The 23,072-nt window shown below is 45.5% G+C and carries 13 protein-coding genes; 12 read left to right on the forward strand and 1 reads right to left on the reverse strand.

Annotated elements, in window-relative coordinates:
• Positions 1 to 4: 4 nt before the first annotated feature.
• From flgK to A596_RS08470, 9 genes are all read left to right on the forward strand, one after another.
• The gene (gene flgK, locus A596_RS08425) at positions 5 to 2,770 is read left to right on the forward strand and encodes a flagellar hook-associated protein FlgK (RefSeq protein WP_039913688.1); all 2,766 of its coding nucleotides are present in this window, start codon (positions 5 to 7) and stop codon (positions 2,768 to 2,770) included.
• A gap of 96 nt (positions 2,771 to 2,866) precedes the next feature.
• A complete protein-coding gene (gene flgL / locus A596_RS22030; RefSeq protein ID WP_052417342.1) occupies positions 2,867 to 4,765 on the forward strand; it encodes a flagellar hook-associated protein FlgL in 1,899 nt (632 codons plus the stop codon).
• 124 nt (positions 4,766 to 4,889) lie between these two features.
• Complete coding sequence (locus A596_RS08440; RefSeq protein ID WP_039913690.1) at positions 4,890 to 5,216, forward strand: flagellar protein FliT; 327 nt, start codon at positions 4,890 to 4,892, stop codon at positions 5,214 to 5,216.
• Between the two features lie 225 nt (positions 5,217 to 5,441).
• Positions 5,442 to 7,493, forward strand: coding sequence for a flagellin N-terminal helical domain-containing protein (locus A596_RS23795; RefSeq protein ID WP_039913691.1), 2,052 nt, complete (start codon positions 5,442 to 5,444; stop codon positions 7,491 to 7,493).
• 63 nt (positions 7,494 to 7,556) lie between these two features.
• Complete coding sequence (locus A596_RS08450; protein ID WP_039913692.1) at positions 7,557 to 7,946, forward strand: flagellar protein FlaG; 390 nt, start codon at positions 7,557 to 7,559, stop codon at positions 7,944 to 7,946.
• A 455-nt stretch (positions 7,947 to 8,401) separates the two neighbouring features.
• On the forward strand, positions 8,402 to 10,459 hold the full coding sequence (locus A596_RS23800) for a flagellin N-terminal helical domain-containing protein (RefSeq protein ID WP_039913693.1): 2,058 nt from the start codon (positions 8,402 to 8,404) through the stop codon (positions 10,457 to 10,459).
• A gap of 216 nt (positions 10,460 to 10,675) precedes the next feature.
• The gene (locus A596_RS22035; protein WP_052417343.1) at positions 10,676 to 13,324 is read left to right on the forward strand and encodes a CHASE domain-containing protein; all 2,649 of its coding nucleotides are present in this window, start codon (positions 10,676 to 10,678) and stop codon (positions 13,322 to 13,324) included.
• Positions 13,325 to 13,507: 183 nt separating this feature from the next.
• The gene (fliD, locus tag A596_RS08465; protein WP_052417344.1) at positions 13,508 to 15,568 is read left to right on the forward strand and encodes a flagellar filament capping protein FliD; all 2,061 of its coding nucleotides are present in this window, start codon (positions 13,508 to 13,510) and stop codon (positions 15,566 to 15,568) included.
• 158 nt (positions 15,569 to 15,726) lie between these two features.
• On the forward strand, positions 15,727 to 16,410 hold the full coding sequence (locus A596_RS08470) for an acylneuraminate cytidylyltransferase family protein (protein WP_039913695.1): 684 nt from the start codon (positions 15,727 to 15,729) through the stop codon (positions 16,408 to 16,410).
• Positions 16,411 to 16,465: 55 nt separating this feature from the next.
• Here the strand turns inward: A596_RS08470 and A596_RS08475 are convergent, their stop codons facing one another.
• Positions 16,466 to 16,645, reverse strand: a complete 180-nt coding sequence (locus tag A596_RS08475; RefSeq protein ID WP_039913696.1) for a hypothetical protein — start codon at positions 16,643 to 16,645, stop codon at positions 16,466 to 16,468.
• A gap of 234 nt (positions 16,646 to 16,879) precedes the next feature.
• On the opposite strand from A596_RS08475, the gene A596_RS08480 reads away from it, so the two are divergent.
• The 3 genes from A596_RS08480 (at position 16,880) to A596_RS08490 (ending at position 22,484) form a co-directional block, all read left to right on the forward strand.
• Positions 16,880 to 17,725: a 3-keto-disaccharide hydrolase gene (locus A596_RS08480; protein ID WP_039913698.1), complete on the forward strand. Its 846-nt coding sequence runs from the start codon at positions 16,880 to 16,882 to the stop codon at positions 17,723 to 17,725.
• A gap of 942 nt (positions 17,726 to 18,667) precedes the next feature.
• Positions 18,668 to 19,492 carry a hypothetical protein gene (locus tag A596_RS08485; RefSeq protein ID WP_039913700.1) on the forward strand — a complete coding sequence of 275 codons (825 nt, stop codon included), beginning with the start codon at positions 18,668 to 18,670 and terminating at the stop codon, positions 19,490 to 19,492.
• 406 nt (positions 19,493 to 19,898) lie between these two features.
• On the forward strand, positions 19,899 to 22,484 hold the full coding sequence (locus A596_RS08490; protein ID WP_039913702.1) for a glycoside hydrolase family 3 protein: 2,586 nt from the start codon (positions 19,899 to 19,901) through the stop codon (positions 22,482 to 22,484).
• Positions 22,485 to 23,072 lie beyond the last annotated feature (588 nt).

Consider the following 23,072-nt stretch of genomic DNA (forward strand, 5'->3'; position numbering starts at 1 on the left):
TCCTATGTCCGGTCTTCTTTCCAATGCGATTGCCGGTTTGCAGGCAAGCCAAAATGCGCTGCGTACTGCTGGCCATAATATTTCCAATGCGAATACTGCAGGGTACACTCGCCAGGAAGTTACTTACGCAACAAGGCCGGAACAATATATTGGCAGTGCCGGCTTCATCGGTTCCGGTGTCACCACTACGTCTATCGAACGCGTGGTGAATGAATTTGTCACCAATCAACTCCGCCTGGATACGTCTACCTATAACCAACTCAATACCTTCAACAACAATATCGGAAAAATCGATAAATTATTTTCGGATGCGTCAACAGGTTTAGCCGGTGCTTTCCAAACATTTTTTGCCGCAATGCAAAATGGTGCGAATGACCCGGCGTCCACACCGGGCAGGCAATTGATTGTTACTGAAGCGGAAAGTTTAAGTGTACGTTTTAATAATTTATACCAACGTCTTTCTGAAATAGAAAAAAGTATTAATAGCGAAATAAAAACGGTAACGGCACAGGTTTCGTCCCTGGCCAAATCAATTGCCTCGCTCAATCAATCTATTGCGGAAAAAGTTGCGTCAGGCAATGGCAATATGCCCAATGATTTAATGGATAAACGCGATGAGGCTTTGCGGCAATTATCAGAATTGGTTTCAATCCAGACCGTTAAACAAGATACCGGTGATCTAAATATCTTTATCGGCAATGGCCAGCCATTAGTAGTGGGCGCTTCTGTCAGCGAATTCAATGTCACTACTGACGGCAAGATCCAGGTTGTCAGTAAAAACTCGGCAACTGATATTACTTCGCAAATATCTGGCGGAAAATTGGGTGGGCTGCTCGATTTTCGCGATGATGTGTTATTTCAGTCTATCAATGAAATGGGGCGGATTGCATTGGTCATGGCCGACGAATTTAATACCCAGCAACAGCAAGGTATTGACCTGGATGGCGATTATGGGCAACGTATTTTTGGTGATATCAATGCGACGGATATCGCGCAAAACCGTGTTGTCCACGGCAATAACAAAGCGCCATTTGACCGTGTTTTGTCTGTCACCATTGAGAACGCGAATGCATTGACTACCAGTGATTATCAATTTGATATTTTGCCGGGTTCATCGAATTATGTAATCACGCGTCTCTCAGACAAAACGGTTGTTAATCAGGGAACATTGTCCGGGGCCTATCCGGCAACTATTTCTTTTGATGGCGTTAACCTGAATTTAACCAGCGGTTCATTTCAGGGCGGGGATTCATTTGTATTGCAACCCACTAAAAATGGCGCACGCGATATTCGCTCGGAAATAAAACGTCCGGAAGACCTGGCATTTGCATCGCCTATACGCACATCATCCAATACCGGCAACTCCGGTAGCGGTTTGATCAGTGCAGGGCAGGTATTGAGCCTGGTGGATAGTAATGGCAATCGCTTGCCCGCGTATTCCACACCCGGCAAACTATCGCCACCGATTATTATTCGTTTCACCTCTGAAACAACTTACGAAGTTCTGGATAACAGTGACCCGGGTAATCCAAAGCCATTAGTCCCGGCAATGCGCGAGCAAATTTTTATTCCGGGTACCAGCAATAATATTTTTACCAGCGACATTGGTGAAACCGTTGTTATCGGTAAAGGTGATCGCCTCGGTTTGCCGGATGGTCGTGCAGCCCAGACAGTGATGTCATTAACAGATCCGTTAGCCAAAAACGGTTATCTGGCTGAACAATTACATTTTACGATTACTGATCCAAACACCGGTTCGCAAAGCACACGCACAATAACTACCGTACCCGGCGCTTCGGCCATGGAGACCGCGGCACAAATCAGTACGATTCCCGGTGTTTCTGCGCGTGCGTCTACGACCGCAAATATCACCAATTTAAAATTGGATACCGCTGACCAGGATCCACCGACGCAATTATTTATTAATGGCAAGCCCATCATTAAATACGATGCTGCCGGCACTGCATTCCATATGGACGTTCCGGATATCAATACCGATGGCGAAGCGGCATTTAACGATTACCTTGCCAAACAAATTAACGAAAACCCTGATTTAAAAACATTGGGCATTCGCGCACAAAGCAGTACTAATCCTGTCACTGGCGCACCCGAATTACGTTTGGTTGCATCATCCGGTGTAGATCTGGATATTCGTTTTCAAGCGTCGAGCGCGAGTAGCCTTGATGTAAATGATGCAACCGGAAATCCGAGTGTTCGTGTCACAGGTGCAGATACCGGTGCGAGTGAATTGCAGGGCATTGTTGTTGGCGGAAGAATTGATATTACGATGGCGAATGGTATTACACTCAGTACATCACCATCCAATAGTCCGTTATTTGGCGAGAGTTCTGCTGCCGATTTTGCAGCGCCATCATTCCTGGGTTATCAAGTGGCAATTAGTGGCCAACCCAAAGCAGGCGATACATTCACTATTGGTTTTAATACTAATGGAACCAACGATAACCGCAATGCCTTGTCGATGGCTGCACTGGATTCAAAAAAATTAATGCAAGGCGGAACGCTGACGCTGGATGATGGTTATGGAAAACTGGTAGAAGAAGTTGGAACCCGAAGCAGCTTGCTAAAAATAAACACGGAAGCCAGCAAAAGTTTGTTAGAACAAACGCAAAGTATGCGCGACAGTATTTCCGGTGTGAACCTGGATGAAGAGGCGAGCGATTTAATTAAATTCCAGCAACTATACCAGGCTAATGCGCAAGTCATTTCGGTTGCGCGCGAACTCTTTGATACGCTGTTGAATTCGCTTTAATTATTTTTTCAATTTGGATCAGTTTGTGCATTGTTAATATCATGAGCCTGGCGAGGGCAATTTATTGCCGCCCTTGCCGCATTCAGGAGAATTGGCATGCGTGTATCCACATCACAAATTTATACCATTGCAACGCTGGGTATGACCCAGGCACAATCTGCCGTCACTAAAACCCAGGAGCAAATGGCGACCGGGAAAAAAGTGCTATCACCGGCCGATGATCCTGTTGCTGCAACCGCGATCCTTCGTTTCAACCAGGAATTGGCTCGCACTGAACAATACGGCAAGAATATCAATATTGCTGAAACCAATTTAAACCTCGAAGAATCCACCATACAAACCATTGTGAAACTGGGGCAGCGCATGGGTGAACTGGCGGTAAAAGCCGGTAACACTGCAATCTATACCTCATCAGATTACAAAGCTTTAGCCGCAGAAGTAGATACTCGAATTTCTGAACTGGTGAATTTGCAAAATACCCGCAACGCTTCCGGACAATATATTTTTGCAGGCTATAAAGGCGATACCAAACCGTTTGTGGGCGATGTCGGTGGAAACTATTCATACCTGGGTGATGAAGGGCAGCTTCGCTTGCAGGCATCCACGTCAGTTACAGTAGCGGTAAGTGATTCCGGGAAAAAATTATTTGTCGACATTCCCAGTGGACACAATACATTTAATACATCAGCAAGTGCCAGTAACAAATCAGAACCGCCGGCGATTATTTCGGTGGGTGAAGTTATTGATCAGGATGAATTCAATCGTCTGTATCCGGAAGACCTGCAGATCACATTCAGCAAAAATGGATCGGCTGTTAATTTTACGGTGACTGAAAAATCCACTGGAAAAATTTTATTGCCTACACAATTGTATGTGGCCGGTAGTGATATTGAAGTGGCCGGAGCCAAATTCAAAGTTATGGGGCATCCATTCCCCGGACAACCGGCAATCCCCGCTAATTTACCATTTGGTGTAACACCGGCAACCGCATTGGGAGTAGGGGACCAATTTGGTATTCGTATCGGTGGTAAAACAGAATATTTCACCATGTCGACACCTATCGCCGCAGGTGACAGTGCGGCATTAGCCGCAGAATTAAATAGTGGCGCTGCTGTTCCGCCGGCGTTGCCAACAGGAAATGCTGCGAAGCTGGCGTCATTAGGTATTACGATAACCGCTGCGGGAATCCAAAGCGCAGGTGGGCAAAATATTGAAGTTGTGAACGGTGCTAGCGGTCCTGGTGCTACGGCAATAATGGGAACGGATGGAACTCGCTCAGTCAATTTGCCATTTACATTTACGCCAACGGATTTCAGTTCAACCCCGGCGACATTCCAACTGGAAGTCAATGGGAAAGTGGAGTCCTTCACACTCAATCAAAACATCACCGGTGTTTCGCCTAACACACTGACTGAAATTTTTAATAATCCTGCTAATTATCCCAAGTTAACCCGCCTGGGGTTAACGGTGACGGACCAGGGGATTATTTCCAATAATAATTCCAGGGTTACTATTAAAGGTGGAAATGCGAACCTGGATTTATTAACGGGACTAAACACGCGCGGAACAGGAACATCATCTACTGTTGGCGCACTGATCGAGCCGGGTGATACGTTCTTTGTGGAGTCCACCGATAAACAAGGCTTGCTAACAACGCTTACACGTTTTAGTGAAGCGATGAAAAATGTAAAAGATACGCCTGAAAGCAAAGCTGAACTGGCAAAGATTGTGGCCAAGACAATCACTAATTTGAAAAATGTTGAAACCAATTTAACGTCGGTGCAAGGTGAACTCGGTTCGCGCCTTAATACATTGGAAAGCAGTAAGGAATTGAATCTGGATATCACCTTGTCAACGCAAACCGCGTTGAAAGGTTTGGAAGGGCTCGATTATGCCGATGCAACAATTAAATTATCCATGCAGTCATTGGTGCTGAGTGCTGCACAACAAAGTTTTGCAAAGGTGAGTCAATTAACACTATTTACCTACCTTTAATTAGCTTTATATGACCCCGGTGAATTATGCTGGCACAGTAAATTACTGCGCCAGCATTTTTATTTTTTGCTAATCTTGGTTAATGGCGTTAGTCTGAATTAGTTCCATTGTGAAGAGTGATTCTATGGATACCAATCCGCTGTTAGACCCCTTGGTACGTGCCCTTAGTCAAACCCAGGCATTATTGTCCCTTGCCCAGGCGGGCGACTGGGATTCTTTTGAGACGCTGGTGCAACAACGCCAACAAGGTTTGTTATCAATTAATGATGCTGAATACCTGCAATCCCTTGCCAAGGCAGATCTGGAATCCCAGGCTGCCACGTTGATCCAGGAGATTCAAGGCATTAACCAGCACCTCACCAACCTCGCAGAACTAAACAGGGATAATAAAGCGTCAGATTTGCGTCAATCAGTTACAGCGAATAAGGCGCTGGATGCTTACGGTCGTTAATTTGACACCGCAAGCAATCTATATAACTAAATGAAATTGAATTTGGATTTTTTCGTTACAAATAGTTGGTTTCTGCAATAAAAAATTTCTAAAGCTCCTCCCGGATGTGTCGATAACCTTTTTAGAAGTGCTGATTAAGCTGTTGGCGTCAGACTTCATCAACCGACACTAGCAGCACGGTCTTAACAAACCACTGCACTGAAATTTAAATCCAGGAGATTCATCATGGCTTTAGTAATTAACACCAACGTCGCCTCTCTGAATGCTCAACGTCAGTTGATGAATTCGGGCGCGTCTCTTGACCGTTCAACCGAGCGTTTGTCTTCAGGTCAACGTATTAACTCTGCAAAAGACGACGCAGCCGGCCTGGCAATTGCCAACCGTATGACTTCACAAGTTCGCGGTCTTGACCAGGCGATTCGTAACGCTAACGACGGTGTATCTCTGATTCAAACCGCTGAAGGTGCGCTGTCAGAATCAACCAACATTCTGCAACGTATGCGTGAACTGTCTGTACAATCTGCGAACGGTATTTACTCTCCAAGTGACCGCAAAACCCTGGATGCGGAAGTTAAGCAATTAGTATCAGAATTGGATCGTATCGCTAAAACCACTTCATTCAACGGTCAAAACCTGTTGGATGGCAAGTTAGGTAAAGTAGAGCTGCAAGTAGGTTCAAGTGCTAACCAAACCATCTCTTTGAAAGTGCCTGCGATGGATGCAAAAACATTGGGTATGGGTTCTACCAGTGTGGATTTGATGGGCGGTGAGACAGCTCTTGCATCTTTTGCAACAACTAAAACCATCAGCGAAGGCGATATCCTTATTAACGGACAGTCAATCGCCAAGGGAACAGAAACGTTTGATGGTGCTTCGGATACGACCCAAGACCTACTTGATTTGATCAACACCAATGTTCTTGGGGTTACCGCATCGACCTATGCAGTGGCTTCAGCTACTGATGCTGGTGACGGTATTTTGTTATCCGGTCAAAGCGTTAGTGTGGCCTTGAAAAATCTCGATGGCACAACAACTACCGTTACTGTTGGTGGTGGCCCAAGTGGGACTAGTAGCCTGAAAGAACTTGTTGAAAAAATGAATGTTGAAAGTGGTGGTAAATTTAACGCGACTATCGGCGATGATGGAAAACTGTCGATTTCAGCTGAGAATGTTACATCTATAACCGTAACTGATGCCTCTACAGCGTTGGGAACTGGTATTACAACACCAGCTCTCGCGCGCATATCACTTAAGGCGGACAATAATGATCCAATTACGGTTACCCGCGGTTCCAATGGTACATTGGAGCAACTCGGTTTCCTTGGTTTTAAAGAGAATGATAAAGCGGGCACCATTGAAGGTTCTAAAGTGAACTCTACAGCATTTGCTGTTGGTGACTTAAAGATCAACGGTGTGGATATTGGTGCTAGTGATACCGGTGGTTTGACTGACAAACTTAAAGCAATCAACAAAGTTTCGGATCAAACAGGCGTTACAGCTACTGCATTTACTTCGGTCACACTCGATTTTAATGGTGTAGATATGGGGGATGTGGGCGCTGAAGATGGTGTGCTCTTCAATGGTGTTGCTATTGATTTATCTGGTGTTGCAACAGGTGATTCTGTACAAGAAGTTGTAGACGCTTTTAATGCTGTGAAAGATAAAACAGGTGTTACAGCATCCTTATTGGGCACCCGTGTTGTGCTAGAAGGTAATGTTTCCAGTTTTGCCTATGGTACAGATGGTACTGCTGGTGCATGGGCTGATCTAGAAACTGCCGGCGTCAAACTTGTTGAAGGTAATACTGCTGGGGCAACTCCGTTAACCGATACCCTGGTTACTGATGGAGGTATAAAACTGACCAGTAACAACGGCAACCCGATTTCAGTTGATGTAACCACTGCTGGTGCATCGGCATCTGGCTTGATTGATTCGAATGCTGGTGCAGGTGGTGCTTTCGGTTCAGCGATTTCTACCATCAGCATCGACACCCAGGCTAACGCCCAGAAAGCGATTAAAGTGATCGACAATGCCCTGACCACCATCAACGATGTGCGTTCAGAACTCGGTGCGGTAAACAACCGTTTGGACTTTACCGTATCTAACCTGGCAAACATCTCTGAGAAGACGTCAGCAGCGCGTTCACGTATCACTGATGCTGACTTCGCAGCGGAAACTGCAAACCTGAGTCGTTCACAAGTGTTGCAACAAGCGGCTTCAGCCATGTTGGCCCAGTCAAATGCTCGTCCACAACAAGTATTGTCTCTGTTGAGATAATTAACGGCTCCCTCCGGGCGCGGATTTCCGTAAGCCCGGAGGAATTTTAGTGAGGAGATAGTTATGAATGACATCACTAAAGTTGCTTCGAATCCGGTTCAAGCGAAAGCTGCGCCGGTTTCGTCGTTGCCGGGGCTTTCCCAAGGTCAAAAAACCGGCAATGATTTGCCGCCTGCCGCTGAAGCGGCAAGATCTTTACCCCAGGATCCTGTCAATTCCCAGGCGGTTCAGGAGCGAGTGCAGGCTGCTGTAGCGCAAATGAATGAGTATATTCAGTCCACTCAACGCGATTTAAACTTCAGTTATGACCCGGATTCCGGTGAAACTGTGGTGAAAGTTTTGGATCGTTCAACGCAAGAAGTTATTCGTCAAATTCCCGATGAAATATTTTTGCGTTTGGCTCAAACACATAATCCGGATGAACCTGGACAGCTGTTTAGTGCGCAAGCGTAAAACGCTTTAAAAATAGGGTTTTATTGATTTTTTTTGCGGGTTTAACCCTGTGCTTTAACCATAAAAGAGAGCCGTGTAAGCGACTCTCTTTTTTTATTTTTTTGCGATGGTTTTTTAATAAAATTTTCCGTGGAAACTCGAAAAATTTTGTGCGAACTTAGTGTTCGTTCCGTAGTTGATAGCGATGCAAAATTTCCCTCCGCTTGCTCCTGAAAAAATCTCCTGAATATTTTCTGGCACAGTCTGTGCAAAAGTCGGATTAGGCGACCCGTATAGAAAACCTGTTTGTTGCAACCTGTTCGGTTGAAAAGAATTGGTAGCGAATTTCTTACAAGTCTTGCCACGAAGTTCTGACGGTCCAAAGCGAGTCGATTAGTCGATGGCTATGAACTTCATTAGTCGACTTGTCACAGCAATAGCAACTGTGAACAGGAACAATCATTAGGAGATTCATTATGCCTTTAGTCATTAACACCAATGTCGCTTCCTTGAATTCACAACGCCAATTGCTGAGTTCAGGAAACGCGCTCGATCGGGCAACTGAACGTTTGTCCTCGGGCCAACGTATTAACTCTGCGAAAGATGACGCAGCAGGTTTAGCAATTTCCAACCGCATGACGTCCCAGATTCGCGGCCTGGATCAAGCGATCCGCAACGCTAACGACGGTGTGTCGTTAATCCAGACCGCAGAAGGCGCACTGCAGGAAACAACCAATATCCTGCAACGTATGCGTGAACTGTCCATCCAGTCTGCGAACGGAATCTATTCACCGGCAGACCGCAAAACACTGGATGCGGAAGTTCAACAGCTGATTCTGGAATTGGATCGTATTTCCAACTCCACGTCCTTCAACGGACAAAAATTACTGGATGGCTCACTGGGTAAAGTTGATTTGCAAGTGGGTGCCGATGCCGGCCAAACCATCACCATGAAAATTCCTGCGATGGATGCCAAAACCCTGGGGATGGGTTTTGTGGGTGTGGATATGCTGGGTGGCCAGATTGATCTTTCTACCTTGTTAATTAATGAGAATGACATTCTTATTAATGGCCAGTCGATTGCGAAATCCCTGGAAAGTTACAACGGCTTTAATATCGTTGGCCCGCCAGCAGTAGCCGCGCAAACCCTGGATAAATTGATTAATTTGATCAACAAAAACGTTCTGGGCATTGATGCTTCCACGTATGCGCAAGCCACTGCAACAGGTGCTGGTACCGGTGTGTTGGAAGAGGGGCAGATCTTCCAGATTGCGATCACCAAACTCGACGGTACATTAACCACCGTACAGGTGAGCAACACCAAAAATATTGAAGAGCTTGCTGAAAAAATCAACACTGAAAGTGGTGGCATGCTGAATGCGAGGGTAGGTGAGAACAGCAAATTAAGTATTGCAGGTATTAACGTATCGCAATTCGTAATCACTGACGGCAGCCTTCCTGCCAACTCTGCGGGCGGTAATATTAACGGCACTTATGCTGGTCGTTTGGTCCTTGAATCCGAACACGGTGATCCAATCACCATCACTCGCGGCTCAACCGGTACATTGGCACAGTTGAATTCGCTGGGTTTCCGTGAAAACACTAACCCGGGCCAAATTGAAGGGGTTGGTATCACAACGCCTGCGGTACCCTGGAATGTGGGTGATTTGTCGATTAATGGCGTCATCATTTCTAACAAAGATACCGATAGTTTGTTAGGAAAAATAAATGCCATTAACGCATCGCAGCAAGATACCGGTGTAACCGCTGACGTGTTTTCTTCAACAACGCTGGATTTTGGCGGTATCGATTTGACGGCGATCACTGCGCCGTTGTTGATGAATGGTGAGCCGATCAACATCAACGGTTTGACAACTATTGCCGAAGTCGTTGCCGCATTTAACGCAAAGACCGACGTAACCGGTATTAGTGCATCGTTGTTGGGAACCCGTGTAGTACTGGAAGGTAATTCTGCTGCAATCACATTTGGTGTGGATGCTACCAATACCGGTTTGGCCGACTTGAACGGCGAAGCATTACAAATTCAATCCGGTACCGGTGCGGCAACTACTATTAGTGCAACCTCGGAAACAGTTCCTGGCGGGATCAAGTTGACCAGCAGCAATGGTTCACCAATTAGCGTTAAATTGGGGCCAAATGCCGTTGCTGCTACTTTGGGCTTGCTTGAATCCAACGTAACGGCGGAAGGTGCATTCGGTACCGCGATTGCCTCGATCAGTATCGCCACGGTACAGGGTGCACAAAAAGCGCTGGGTGTTATTGATAATGCGTTGACGACGATTAACGACGCGCGTTCACAGTTAGGTGCGATCAACAACCGTTTGGATTTCACCATGTCCAACCTGGCGAACGTATCGGAAAAAACATCGGCTTCCCGTTCGCGGATTGTGGATGCGGATTTCGCCGCAGAAACTGCTGCACTGAGCCGTGCGCAGGTATTGCAACAGGCAGCACAAGCGATGTTGGCACAATCAAATGCACGACCAGAACAGGTTCTGCAATTGCTCCGTTAATCCGATTAACATCGGTCGCAAAAAACCGCAGCTTTTAAACTGCACCCCAAAAGTTGGACATCCGTCCAACTGGGCAAGGTGCAGTTCACAAGCTGCGGTTTTTTTGTTTTTACCTGAAACATCCTGGCGGGATGAACCGGCAAACATCGGCTAGGCTTACTAGATAATAGAAATGACCGGATTATTTCAAAATGCTTTTTCACGCAGGTCTTTTGAATGATTGATATTGGCCGCTCATCTACTGATCGATGGATGTTGCGTATTTTTTGGCTGGTTGTGGCTTATGTCATCGCTGGCCGGCTTTCGTTATTACTGGCGATTCCGCCGGGATTCGTGGCCGGTTTGTTTTTACCGATGGGTATTGCGTTAGGTGCAGTGCTGATTTGGGGAATGCCCATGTTGTGGGGTGTTTTCCTCGGTTCAACCTTATTAAACATTTCAGTTTCTATGAGTACCGGGCAGCCTTTTTCGCTGGCGGTGGTTGCAGTTGCCGCTGAAATTGCATCTGGCAGCACTATCGCGAGCCTTGCAGGAACCTGGCTCATTCGCCACTACGTGGGGTTTCCCGATAAGTTAACGGATGAGCGGAAAATTTTTGCGTTTTTTATTTTGGGTGGACCGGTCGCTACCAGCTTGAGTGCAAGCTTCGGCGTCCTCGTGCTCTACGCGAACGACATTATTCATTTTAAACAAATGCTTTTTACCTGGTGGACATGGTGGATAGGTGACGCCATCGGTGTGTTAATTGCCACCCCTTTAATGTGTGTGTTGTTTGCGAGGCCCTATCATTTTTGGCATAACCGCCGTTATACGGTTGGTGCCCCAATCGTTGTTAGCAGCGTAATGGTAGTTACTGTTTTTGTACTCGCGAGTAACAATGAACAGAAAAAGCTGGAAGATCATTTCAAACAACAAGCGGAATTAGTTACCGCCTCGGTCGAGTCAAGCTTGTCATCACTTGCCTATAGCCTTGCAACCTTGCGCGGGTTATTTATCGCCTCGGACCGTGTCACTCGTGAAGAATTTTCGGCCTATGTCAAATATGTTATTCCGGGTACGAAAGGCGTAGCGGGTGTTGCGTGGAATCAACATGTGCGTGCAGATGAACGCGATTTCTTTGAAAAAGAAATGGCAACACAAGGGTTTGAAAATTTTCATATCAAGGAAAAAACCGCCGTTGGAACTTATGAAATTGCCCCGGATCGCGATGAATACACGGTAATAACTTATGTTGAACCCTGGCTGGAAAATCAAATACTGGTCGGAATTAATGTTGGTGTTGAGCCGGTTCGCACCGCTGCAAGAATTCGTGCGCGCGATACTGGCAGCCTCGCCATGACAGCGCCATTGCAGCTATTACAAAATCCGGGTTATGAACCCGGTGTTATTGTTTACCAGCCGGTATATCGAAAGGCGGAATATCTATCGACTGCCGCCGCCCGGCAACAAGCACTGATTGGCTATGCCACCGCTATTATTCGTGTCAATGAATTAATTCCACCGGCATTAATCAGTTTTACTGCTACTGATTTTGAAATACAGATTACGGATGTCACTGATACGTCTACACCTGTTATTTTCTTTTCATATCACGCGAAACCCGCATCCGCTTACGCACAAAGCCTGGAAATAAAACGTCAACTTGCTTTTGGCGGGCGGCATCTTTTGGTAAGTGTTATTCCTTCTGAAACTTTTTTATTGGAACATCGCAGTCTGCAATCCTGGTTTGTATTAGTCGGTGGATTATTATTTTGCAGTTTCCTGGGCGGATTTTTATTATTGATTACCGGACGTGCGCAACATGTACGCGATTTGGTTGAACAGCGCACAAAAGAACTTGCCGCCATTCTTGAGCATGCCGTCGAGTCAATTTTAGTGGCGGATGAGCGGGGAAAAATTATTAAAGCCAATCCGGCCGCCGCGCATTTGTTCGGTTATAAACTGGATACCCAACAAACGGTAGAAATAGGGCAGCTAATTCCGTTACTGCGTAACATGGTAACGGCAGACGGAGAGGTGTTACGAACGATCAACTGGTGTGAAAGCACAGGAATTCGTAGTGACGGTAGTGAATTGCCGATTGAATTAAGTGTGAGTCCGGTGGAATTCCAGGAGCGCCAATTTTTTACCATCATGGTTCATGACGCTACAGCAAAACGAAAAGTAGATCGCTTGAAAAATGAATTTATTTCTACCGTAAGCCATGAATTACGAACCCCCTTAACGTCTATAAAAGGCGCACTGGGAATTGCCCTGAGTGGTGACATCGGGCAACTGGAAGTGCGCATCAGGGATTTATTGGTCATCGCCAATAATAATGCTGATCGCCTCACCCGGTTGGTGAACGATATTCTGGATATCGACAAACTGGAATTTGGCAATGTGCAATTAAATAACCAGCGCATTGCAATCTGTCCGTTGTTGCAACAGTCGGTAGCCCAAAACCAGGGATATTCTGCGCGCTATGGCGTAGAGCTGGTTTTTGATGACGTGGATGTGTCATTGCGGGAACTGCGTGCGAATCTGGACGCAGACCGGTTTTTACAGGTTATGTCCAACCTTTTATCGAACGCGATTAAATATTCCCATTTGGGTGGCAAGGTAAGGGTAAGCATGATGCGCGAAGGAAATGAAGCCAAAATTTCCGTGGCAGACGAAGGGCAGGGAATTCCATCCGCATTTCGCCAGCGTATCTTCCGCAAGTTTGCACAAGTGGACTCGTCAGATACCAGGCGGCGCGATGGGACGGGGTTAGGGTTGAGTATCACCAAAGCCATTGTTGAGCGCTTCGGGGGAAGAATCGACTATCACTCTGTAGAAGGCGAAGGCACCGAATTTTTCTTCACAATACCAATTGTAGAGTAATCAAAGGCTTACAGTATTTTTACCAAACTCTTTACCATGCAATATTCAGGGGGGTTGGCCCGGTTTATGCTGAGTTGGACCTGTATAGATGTTTTCTTAAAAAAAGCGGCAAAACCGGCTAAAGTTTACCCATGAGTTGCCGCTAACCCGGGTAAGCGGTAATTTTATGGCGTGGAGGTATCCATGGTGAGCAGTACAACGAGTTCAACCAACAGCAATGCATCAACAGGTTCCAGCATCATCAGTGCTTTGGGGACTGGTTCAGGCATTGATAGTAATAAACTGGCTGACCAACTCACAGAAGCCAATAAACAGGTCCAGGCTCAACGTTTAACCACAAAAAAAACCTTACTGGAAACCCAGATTTCAGATTACGGTTTAATGCGCAGCGCTTTATCCAAACTTGAAAGTGCTGCATCAGCATTGGGTAGTGCTGATACTTTCAATGCCAAATCCCTTTCGGTTCCGGATACCAAATTGCTCAGTATCACCAAACTGGACGCAAAAGCGGCTGCTGGTGGTTATCAATTAAAAGTAGAGCAGGTTGCCCAATCGCAATCCGTTAGTTCCGGCACGTTCAGCTCAATGACTGATCCCATTGGCAAAGGCACATTGGTTATTCGTTTGGGCGAATGGAACGCTGCCGGTACCGATTTTGAAGTCGACTCCTCTAAAGTTGGTGGCGGCACTATTACTATCGACGATAGCAACAACTCCCTGACCGGTCTGCGCGACGCGATCAACAAAGCAAACATGGGTGTGTCTGCCAGTATCGTAGGTGATGGCGGTTCTTATCGTTTGTTATTGACCGCTAAATCCGGTGCTAAAAATGAAATCGAAATAACGGCTACCGAAGATGCCGGCGCACTGGGTTTGGCGAAGTTTGATTTCAACGAAACCACACGCAACATGACCCAGCAACAAGAAGGCCTTGATGCAAAAATACGCGTGAATGGTTTATTGGTTAGCCGTGAATCCAATCAAATTAAAGATGTAATTGACGGTTTGGAATTCGATTTATTTGGCGCGTCATTAACCGAAACAATCAGTGTTTCTATCAACGAAGACAAAAGTGTTGGCGAAAAAGCGATTCGCGATTTCGTCGCTGCTTACAATACTTTTAAAACCGAAGTGGAAAAACTGGTAGGTTTTGATACTGAGCTAAAAGATTACGGCAGTTTGAAAACAGATCCACTCGCGAAAAGCCTGACACAAGGTATTCGTAATTTATTATCCAGCGCAGTTCCCGGTTTGGGTGATAGTGGTTTTAGTTCATTGTCGAGCCTTGGTATTCGTACTGAGCGTGACGGTTCGCTAAAGATTGTTGAGGACGAAGAAAACACTGGTTTCCGTGCAGCCATTGATAAGCACTACGATATGGTGCGCGATTTATTTGTACCCAAAAAATCATCTTCAGCCGCCAATATTGAATTAAACAAATACACTGCCCAAAGTAAACCGGGCACATATGATGTTGTTATTACCCAGCAACCATCCAAAGGCAAAAATACCGGTGCAGCAATGGGTATAACTTTTCCATTAGATACCACCGGAAAAGATTACAACTTTAAAGTTAAACTGGATGGAACCGAAAGTGCGCTAATCACTATTCCTGCCGGAAAAACCTATGCTTCAGCGGGCGCCCTGGCTGCGGATATCCAAAGCCTGATTAACCTTGATGCAAATATCAAAGGCGTAAAATCCACTGTTGCAGTGAGTGTCGATGCCGGCAAACTGGTATTTACCTCTGATTCTTATGGCAGCACCAGTAAAGTGGAATTTACGGCAGTCTCTTCGGATATGGATGACCTGGGAATTGCGCTTGGTAGCGGCACGGCCGGTACTGATGTGGGCGGCACTGTTGCCGGAAAAGTTGCATTCGGTTATGGCAATGTATTGCTACCGGCCCTGGGTTCTGACGCAGAAGGTTTGAGTATGACCGTGCAGCCCGGCGCAACTGGCGGAACCATTACATTTTCCCGTGGTTTGGCCGGCGGGCTCAGCAATCAGATAAATGATTATTTGAAATCGTCCGGTATAATTAAAGAGCGCGAAACGACGATTAACAAAGACATTAAAAAAGTTGAGGAAGATGAAACCGCCTTAACGCGTCGTAGTGATGCTTATCGTGCGCGCCTTATGTCACAATTCCAGGCCATGGAAAGTATCGTTCGTTCATTAAATTCTACCGGTGATTTCCTGGACGGTATTTTGGATCGTTTGCCTTTCACCTCCAAGAATTAATTAAAACCCGCTGTTCCGTGTGGAATGGCGGCGTATTTTTTTAAATTATTTCTAGCATTTTTTTCATCATTTAACGATCTTTATAATTTCGTGACCTTTAATAGAACTTTTGCTATATAACTAATCTATATTAGTAACGGCAACTGAAGGGGAATGTTATGTCGAAGATCTTCGCACTCATACCCGCACGTGGTGGATCAAAAGGCATATTGCAAAAAAATATTGCTCCTTTATTGGATCAACCCCTTATTGCCTATAGCATAAAAGCGGCACAAGCTTCTGCAGTCATAGATGAAGTTTATGTATCCTCTGATGACGAACAAATTTTATCAGTTGCTCACTATTACAATGCAGAACGGATAAAACGTGATCCGCATTTAGCGCGTGATGATTCACCAACTGATCCAGTGGTTGCTGAATTTATCCATCGCATTAAACCGGCAAATAAAGACCTTATTGTTTTACTTCAACCGACATCACCACTGCGAACAGCAAACCATATTAGCGAAGCGCTTGCAGAATTTAATGATTTCCCGACGTGCCGAAGCCTCGTCAGCGTTTATGAGATTAACAATAAATATTTAAAGGCATTTGTGGGCGGCGGGGAGTTTTTGCATCCACTGGCAGGTGATCATGCCTCTTACTCGTACCGCCAGGATCTACCCTCGCTCTACATGCCTAACCAGGCTATTTCCATTTTCAAAGTAGATGAATTTTTACGTGAAGAAAAAATCCCTCGCACACATATTATTCCTTATCTGATGTCGGAAGAAGATAGTTTATATATTGAATCAACCGATGATTTAATTATCGCAGAGCAGCGTTTGCGAAAACGTTTGTGATGCAGTAAAAAACGTAGCCGAATAAAATTCTTACAGGCGGATCTATAGGGTTAACTCATACCGCATGAACAGAAAGTTGCGATGATTGGAAGCATTTGCAAATAAATAACAACGTTTCACGGGTTTCAGGGTCTTCAACTTTTCGCGCAATTTCTATCGCTTCCCGGAATCGATGTTGTATGCAAAGGATTCGGGCCGTGCGAATACGTTCAATATCATTAAGTTCAGTTCCCATCAGTTCACTCCTTCCAATCAATGCCATGAATAAAATCTAGCCAATATTTGGCGAAGCCGTTAGCCAGTTTTAAGTATGATTTTTCATAGAAAAATGTCTGGATATTGACCTTGTCCCACGGGAGGTTCCTATGGAGCAGGTGCGTTGGGTTTGGTTTTGTAAACCTGGCTGACATTTATCAGATAATTGCGCTAGGCTTGCTGAAAACGCTAATAACCTGACAGGAACCTGACCATGATAAAAAAACAGCTTGCCCTCTATTGTGTATCCAGCGCCTTCGCTTGTCTGGTCGCTACCAACCTTTACGCAGCCGGGACAACCTCTACAGCAGCGGATACGGAGGAATGGGTCGACCTGTTTAACGGTAAAGATTTGAGCAACTGGTCACCCAAGGTTCGCGGTTATCCTCTTGGCGAGAACGCATTGGACACCTTTCGTGTGAAAGACGGGATCATGCAAATCCGTTACGACAAATACGATGAGTTTGGCGGAAAATTTGGTCATATCTTTTCCAATGCCGGTCCGTTTTCCTACTACAAAATCCAGGTTGAATATCGCTTTGTGGGCGATCAGGTAAAAGGTGGCCCGGACTGGGCTTATCGTAACAACGGTATTATGTTCCATACCCAGGACCCAAAAACCATGACCGTGGAGCAAGATTTCCCCGGTTGCATGGAATATCAATTGTTGGGTGGCAATGGCAAAGATGCGCGCAGTACCGGCAATTTATGTACACCGGGTTCGCAAGTGGTGATTAACGGCGAATTGCGCAAAGACCATTGTATGAACTCAACGAGCGACACCTTCCATGGTGATCAATGGGTAACTGCTGAACTGGTGGTACATGGCAGTAAATTGGCCCAACACATCATCAATGGTAAGAAAGTATTCGAGTACAACGATCTGCAATGGGATGACGGCAAGCCGATGGAAGGCGGTTATATCGCCCTGCAAGCAGAAACTGCGCCGACGGATTTCCGTAAAGTGCGTATTCTGAATCTGGAAGGTTGCATGGATAAAAAAGCGAAAAACTATAAAAGTTATTTCGTGAAGGATAATCCGAAGGTTTGTAAGTTTTAACCAATAAATTACTAATCCTGTATTGGCACGGCTCATTGCCGTGCCTGATTATTTCTCCAAGAATACAAATATCCGTTATAGAAACGTAGTCGGAAGCGGCTATTGTGAACTTAAAAAAATAAGTGTGATGTGCGATGCATACAATTAATATACGCTATTTTTATCCTTAAAATTAATTCTTCATTTCACCTTATCGCTATATATCTGTGTCAATTACTGACGCTTAAAATATTATTCAATAGTTGCTCATGGTATTTTTGCGAAGCTACTATGTACTCGCCTTATCATATGGGCATAGGGAATTAATCAGGAGAATAAAATGCATAGGATTTATTTAGGATAGTTGTATCGAAAAATTAAAAATGTTTATCAAAAACTTGTACCAAAGCTATTTCGCTCGCTGTTAACAATTAGTTACTATCCACGATTGCTTCATCGGCGAATGCCGGATATTTTTGTAAAGTCACTAATGATTGCACGATGACTTGGCAGGGTACATCAGGCACATTAACCTGTACGCCAAGAACACATTGCGATTGGTATCCTGATCCCAAGCCGCAACCAACGCCTCCACCTCCACCTCCACCAGCACCGCCACCAGCACCTGTTATGACACAGGAACAAAGGAAACAGTTTTGTGATACTGCTGCATATGAAATTCGAGCAGACCTCCAAACTTGTGAAGCTGAAGTCAATCTTGATCGTGCAACACAATATGCCGGTTGCCGAGATCATGGAACCTTGGAGTGGAGTTTTGACTACACTGGAGCCAGGCTCTCTGTGAAAAACAACATGACATTTAAATATAATCTGCTCATGGAATGTCAGAATATGGTTCACTCCTATGCGAGTTACACTAAATCAATCTGCTCAGCAGAGGAAAATCGAGCACGAGGGCGCGCCGTGGGCATTTGTGGGCCAATACAATGGTAGGAGTTTAAAATGAGTGCACAAATTATGAAGTTACGAATAAATTTAATTTTGTTTGCGGTGAGCTCTATCGTGTTGATATTGCATTTTACTTACGCAAGACAAAATATCGTAGAAAATCCTTCTTCTATTATTGACTCAATTGGCGGCCAGTCCGAATCCATGGTTATTAAAGAGGTTAACAAATCGGCTACTCAGGGTTCTTCAGGGACTTTATATGCAGATGCAGAAACGACGGAAGATGATAACCAAATCAAGTGGAATCCAGACAATCAGGTACAGAAAGAGCAGTTATTGCAATGGAGGGCTGAGCGTGGTTGGCACGACATGTTGAATAGTGGTTCAAATAATGCACCGGATTACCGTAGTTACCCGCAAGATGTATTGGAAAAACTTGGTGATCAAGGAGATGTCCGTGCACTCCATGAACTTGCTCGTCTTTCTATATCTCCAGCGCAACGCCAGCAAGTTTTAACTAAAGCCGCTGCCTATGGCTCAACCTTCGCCCTTTTTCAGCTTGCTAGTGTGCTTAGTTCTGAACCACGTTATGAGCCTAATCCAACCGAAGAAAGGAAAAGACAAGCAGTAATTGAAGCCTTGTCTTACCTTGAGGTTGCTCGAATGCGTGGTGAGGGTGCTTTCGTTAACGGAAATGTTCAGGAAATCCAACAAATGTTCCAATTTTCTCCAACTAAATCTGAAGTTAAATTGATTGAGACGAGAACTCAGGAAATTTACAGCGATCTGGCGGAGCAACGCAGGCAAATAGGACTTCCCGAGTTTGACAATTCAACGCCTCCTGTTGTGAAAGCGTTTGAACGATATATGCAACAGTAATCACCAAGAGTCAAAACAGCACCGGTTGCCTGGTGCTGTTTTTTTTTAATAATCTTTCTCCTCTGATTACACCCCCCATTTTGAACTACCACTTTTGTAGATTCCCCTTCGAAACTGGGACGTCATTCACTGTCCCACATGGTGCAAAATCGTCTTTTCGTTTATTTACAATAAGGTTTCAACACCGCGCAACTCTTGAATTATTTGAAGATTCGGCTGTTTCAACCTGCCAAAACGTTCCACTTTTCACTCTTGCATAAACTTGTACTCGCACCACTAGGCGCAACGCTAAAACTGGAGCGCAATTTATGTTTCTTTTTCTTATTCTGATGTTGCCCCAAAGGCGTTTCCCCAGTCGGAATTTCAAAATCATAATGCGCATCCGGCGCAATGCGAGAACAACACCATGAAAAGAACATCGCTCTATTTGCTGATGTCGGGCGCGATTTTGTGCTCGGCATTAACCGCCTGTAATTCCAATCAAGGAAGCGATAAACAAGTCGCTGACCAAACATCTCCGGCCCCTCAATCGACTTTTACCAATGAATGGCCGGTACTAACAAGTGCGATTGCCAAAGATCCGGTTATTGAAAAGCGTATTGATGAATTATTAGCCCGCATGACGCTGGAAGAAAAAATCGGCCAGGTTATCCAACCGGAAATTAACGAAGTGACGCCGGAGGAGATCAAGCAATATCACATTGGTTCGGTGTTGAATGGTGGAGGCGCTACGCCGTATCGCAATAAATATGCGCCCCTGCAAGACTGGATAAAAATGGCGGACAGTTTCTATAACGCTTCCGTGGATAAATCCAACGGCCGCACCGGTATTCCCATTATGTGGGGTACCGATGCCGTACACGGTATGAACAACGTAATAGGCGCAACCCTGTTTCCCCACAACATTGGTTTGGGGGCGACCAACAATCCCGAGCTATTGAAAAAAATCGGCTGGGCAACCGCGCGTGAACTTTCCGTGACTGGCCTGGATTGGGATTTTTCGCCAACCGTTGCAGTAGCACGCGATGATCGCTGGGGCCGCACTTACGAATCCTGGTCGGAAGACCCGCGTATTGTTAATGCATTTGCACGCGAAATGATCAAAGGTTTGCAAGGTGAACCGGGCAAAGAGCTTTTTAACAATCAACAGGTTATTGCCACCACCAAGCATTACATTGGCGATGGTGGAACCTTGAACGGTGTAGATCGCGGCGCGACCCAAGGTGATGAACAGCAGCTACGCGATATTCATGGTGCCGGGTATTTCAGTGCTATTGAGTCCGGTGTGCAGGTAGTAATGGCCTCCTTCAGTTCCTGGCAGGGTATGCCCATGCACGGCCATAAATATTTACTGACTGATGTACTAAAAAATCGCATGGGTTTTGATGGTTTGGTTGTCGGCGATTGGAACGGCCATATGTTTATTCCCGGTTGTACCGTAGTGAATTGTCCGCAATCGCTTATGGCTGGCTTGGATATTTACATGGTGCCGGACCCGCAATGGAAACAGCTCTACCAAAATTTATTGGCGCAAGCAAAATCGGGTGAGATTACTGCGGATCGTTTGAATGACGCGGTACGCAGGATTTTGCGCGTAAAAATCCGTGCAGGTTTATTTGAAAAGGGCGCTCCTTCAACTCGCGAACTCGCGGGCAAAAAAGAAGTCCTGGGGGCGCCGGAACATCGTGAAATTGCCCGTCAGGCTGTGCGTGAATCGTTGGTATTGTTGAAAAACAAAAATAATTTGTTGCCGTTAAAACGCAATCAAAAAGTATTGGTAGCTGGCGATGGGGCGGACAATATTGGTAAACAATCCGGTGGCTGGTCTGTTTCCTGGCAAGGCACGGGTAATACCAATGCAGATTTCCCCGGTGCTACTTCTATCTATGCGGGTATTAATAAAGTTGTCAGCGCTGCCGGTGGTAAAGCTGTCCTGAGCGTGGATGGAAGTTACAAGGAAAAACCGGATGTAGCAATCGTTGTATTTGGTGAAGATCCTTACGCTGAAATGCAAGGTGACCTTGGTGACCTTTCCTATAAGCCGCGCAATACTGCTGATTGGGAATTACTGAAAAAATTACGCAGCCAACATATTCCGGTGGTGTCGTTATTTATTTCTGGCCGTCCATTGTGGGTAAACCGTGAAATTAATGCATCTGATGCATTTGTTGCTGCATGGTTACCTGGCACTGAAGGCCAGGGGATTGCCGATGTGATTTTCAAAAATGCACAAGACAAGATTAATTACGATATGAAAGGCCGTTTAAGTTTTTCCTGGCCCAGGCATCCCACCCAATCGCCATTAAATGTCGGCGATAAAAATTACGATCCTTTGTTCGCCTACGGTTATGGTTTGAGTTATGCCGATAAAGATACACTGGGTGATAATTTGTCAGAAGAGGGCATTAAAGCGGAATCGGTTGTGGATCAGCTGGATTTATTTAATCGCCGCCCGATTGGTGAATGGCAACTGGAAATTATTGGGTTCCAGAATGATCGCGTTCCCATGACCAGCAAAAGCGCGAAAGCATCTTCATTGCAAATTTCTGCCGTGGACCGCAATGTTCAGGAAGATGCGCGCCGTGTTGAATGGAACGGGCAGGGTGCCGGGCAGGTTGCGTTATCGGTGAGTGATCGTAAAGACTTTACCAATTACGTTACGGCAAATACCGCGCTGGTGTTTGAAATTAAAGTCGATGCAGCGCCAACAAAAACTACCTTCTTGCGTTTGGGGTGTGGCTCTTTCTGCACGTCGGATATTAATTTAACGGAAAAATTAAAATCCTTCGTTGGAAAAAATTGGCAAACAGTAACGGTACCCTTGAGTTGCTTCCCCAACTCCGGTGCAAATTTCGGTGTTAACCAACCGCCAAGCGAATACTGGACCCAAGTGTTGCAACCTTTCTCATTGTTAACGGATGGAAAGCTGGATATCACTTTCTCTAAAGTGAGTTTGGTGAAGGGGGCGGGTAAAAATGCAGTTTGCCCATAAGGCAACTTGATAAGTTGCTACCGGATGAAATGAATCCGGTAGCAATGAATAACTCAAACATATCTGCAATATTGAAAATGCCCGGTGAGTTACACCGGGCATTCACGATCACTCAATTACCGACGTAATCAAGGGCAGCAGGGCATCCCGCCAGTACAACATGCTGCGCCAATAGCACAACAAGTGGCTGCGGCAAATACCACCCCCGGCGTTGCCATTGCAGTCAGACCCGCAACGATTTTTAACAATTTTGCTTTCATAAATAACCTCATTGAAAAAGTGGATGTTTTTTTAGTTATCACTTTCTTCAATAGGTGGGCGCCATATCGCGTGGAAGTTTAATGAGCGATAAGAACTGGAAAAAGAGTAATCAGCGTTTCTAACATCTTTTTCGCCTGATACTACCTGGATGCCTGTAATACCGGGTGAAACGCAGGGAGAACAAGTCTTTGATGATGTCATCATGACGCAACAGGGGGCAGCATCGGCACAACAGTCATGGCTGTTACTGGCATAAGCTGTTTCTGCCAATTGAAAAATAATGGCAAAAACCAATAAAGCAATTTTCCAGGCCGGACGGGTAAGCAT

The sequence above is a fragment of the Cellvibrio mixtus subsp. mixtus J3-8 genome, from assembly GCF_000766945.1.
GTDB lineage: Bacteria > Pseudomonadota > Gammaproteobacteria > Pseudomonadales > Cellvibrionaceae > Cellvibrio > Cellvibrio mixtus_A.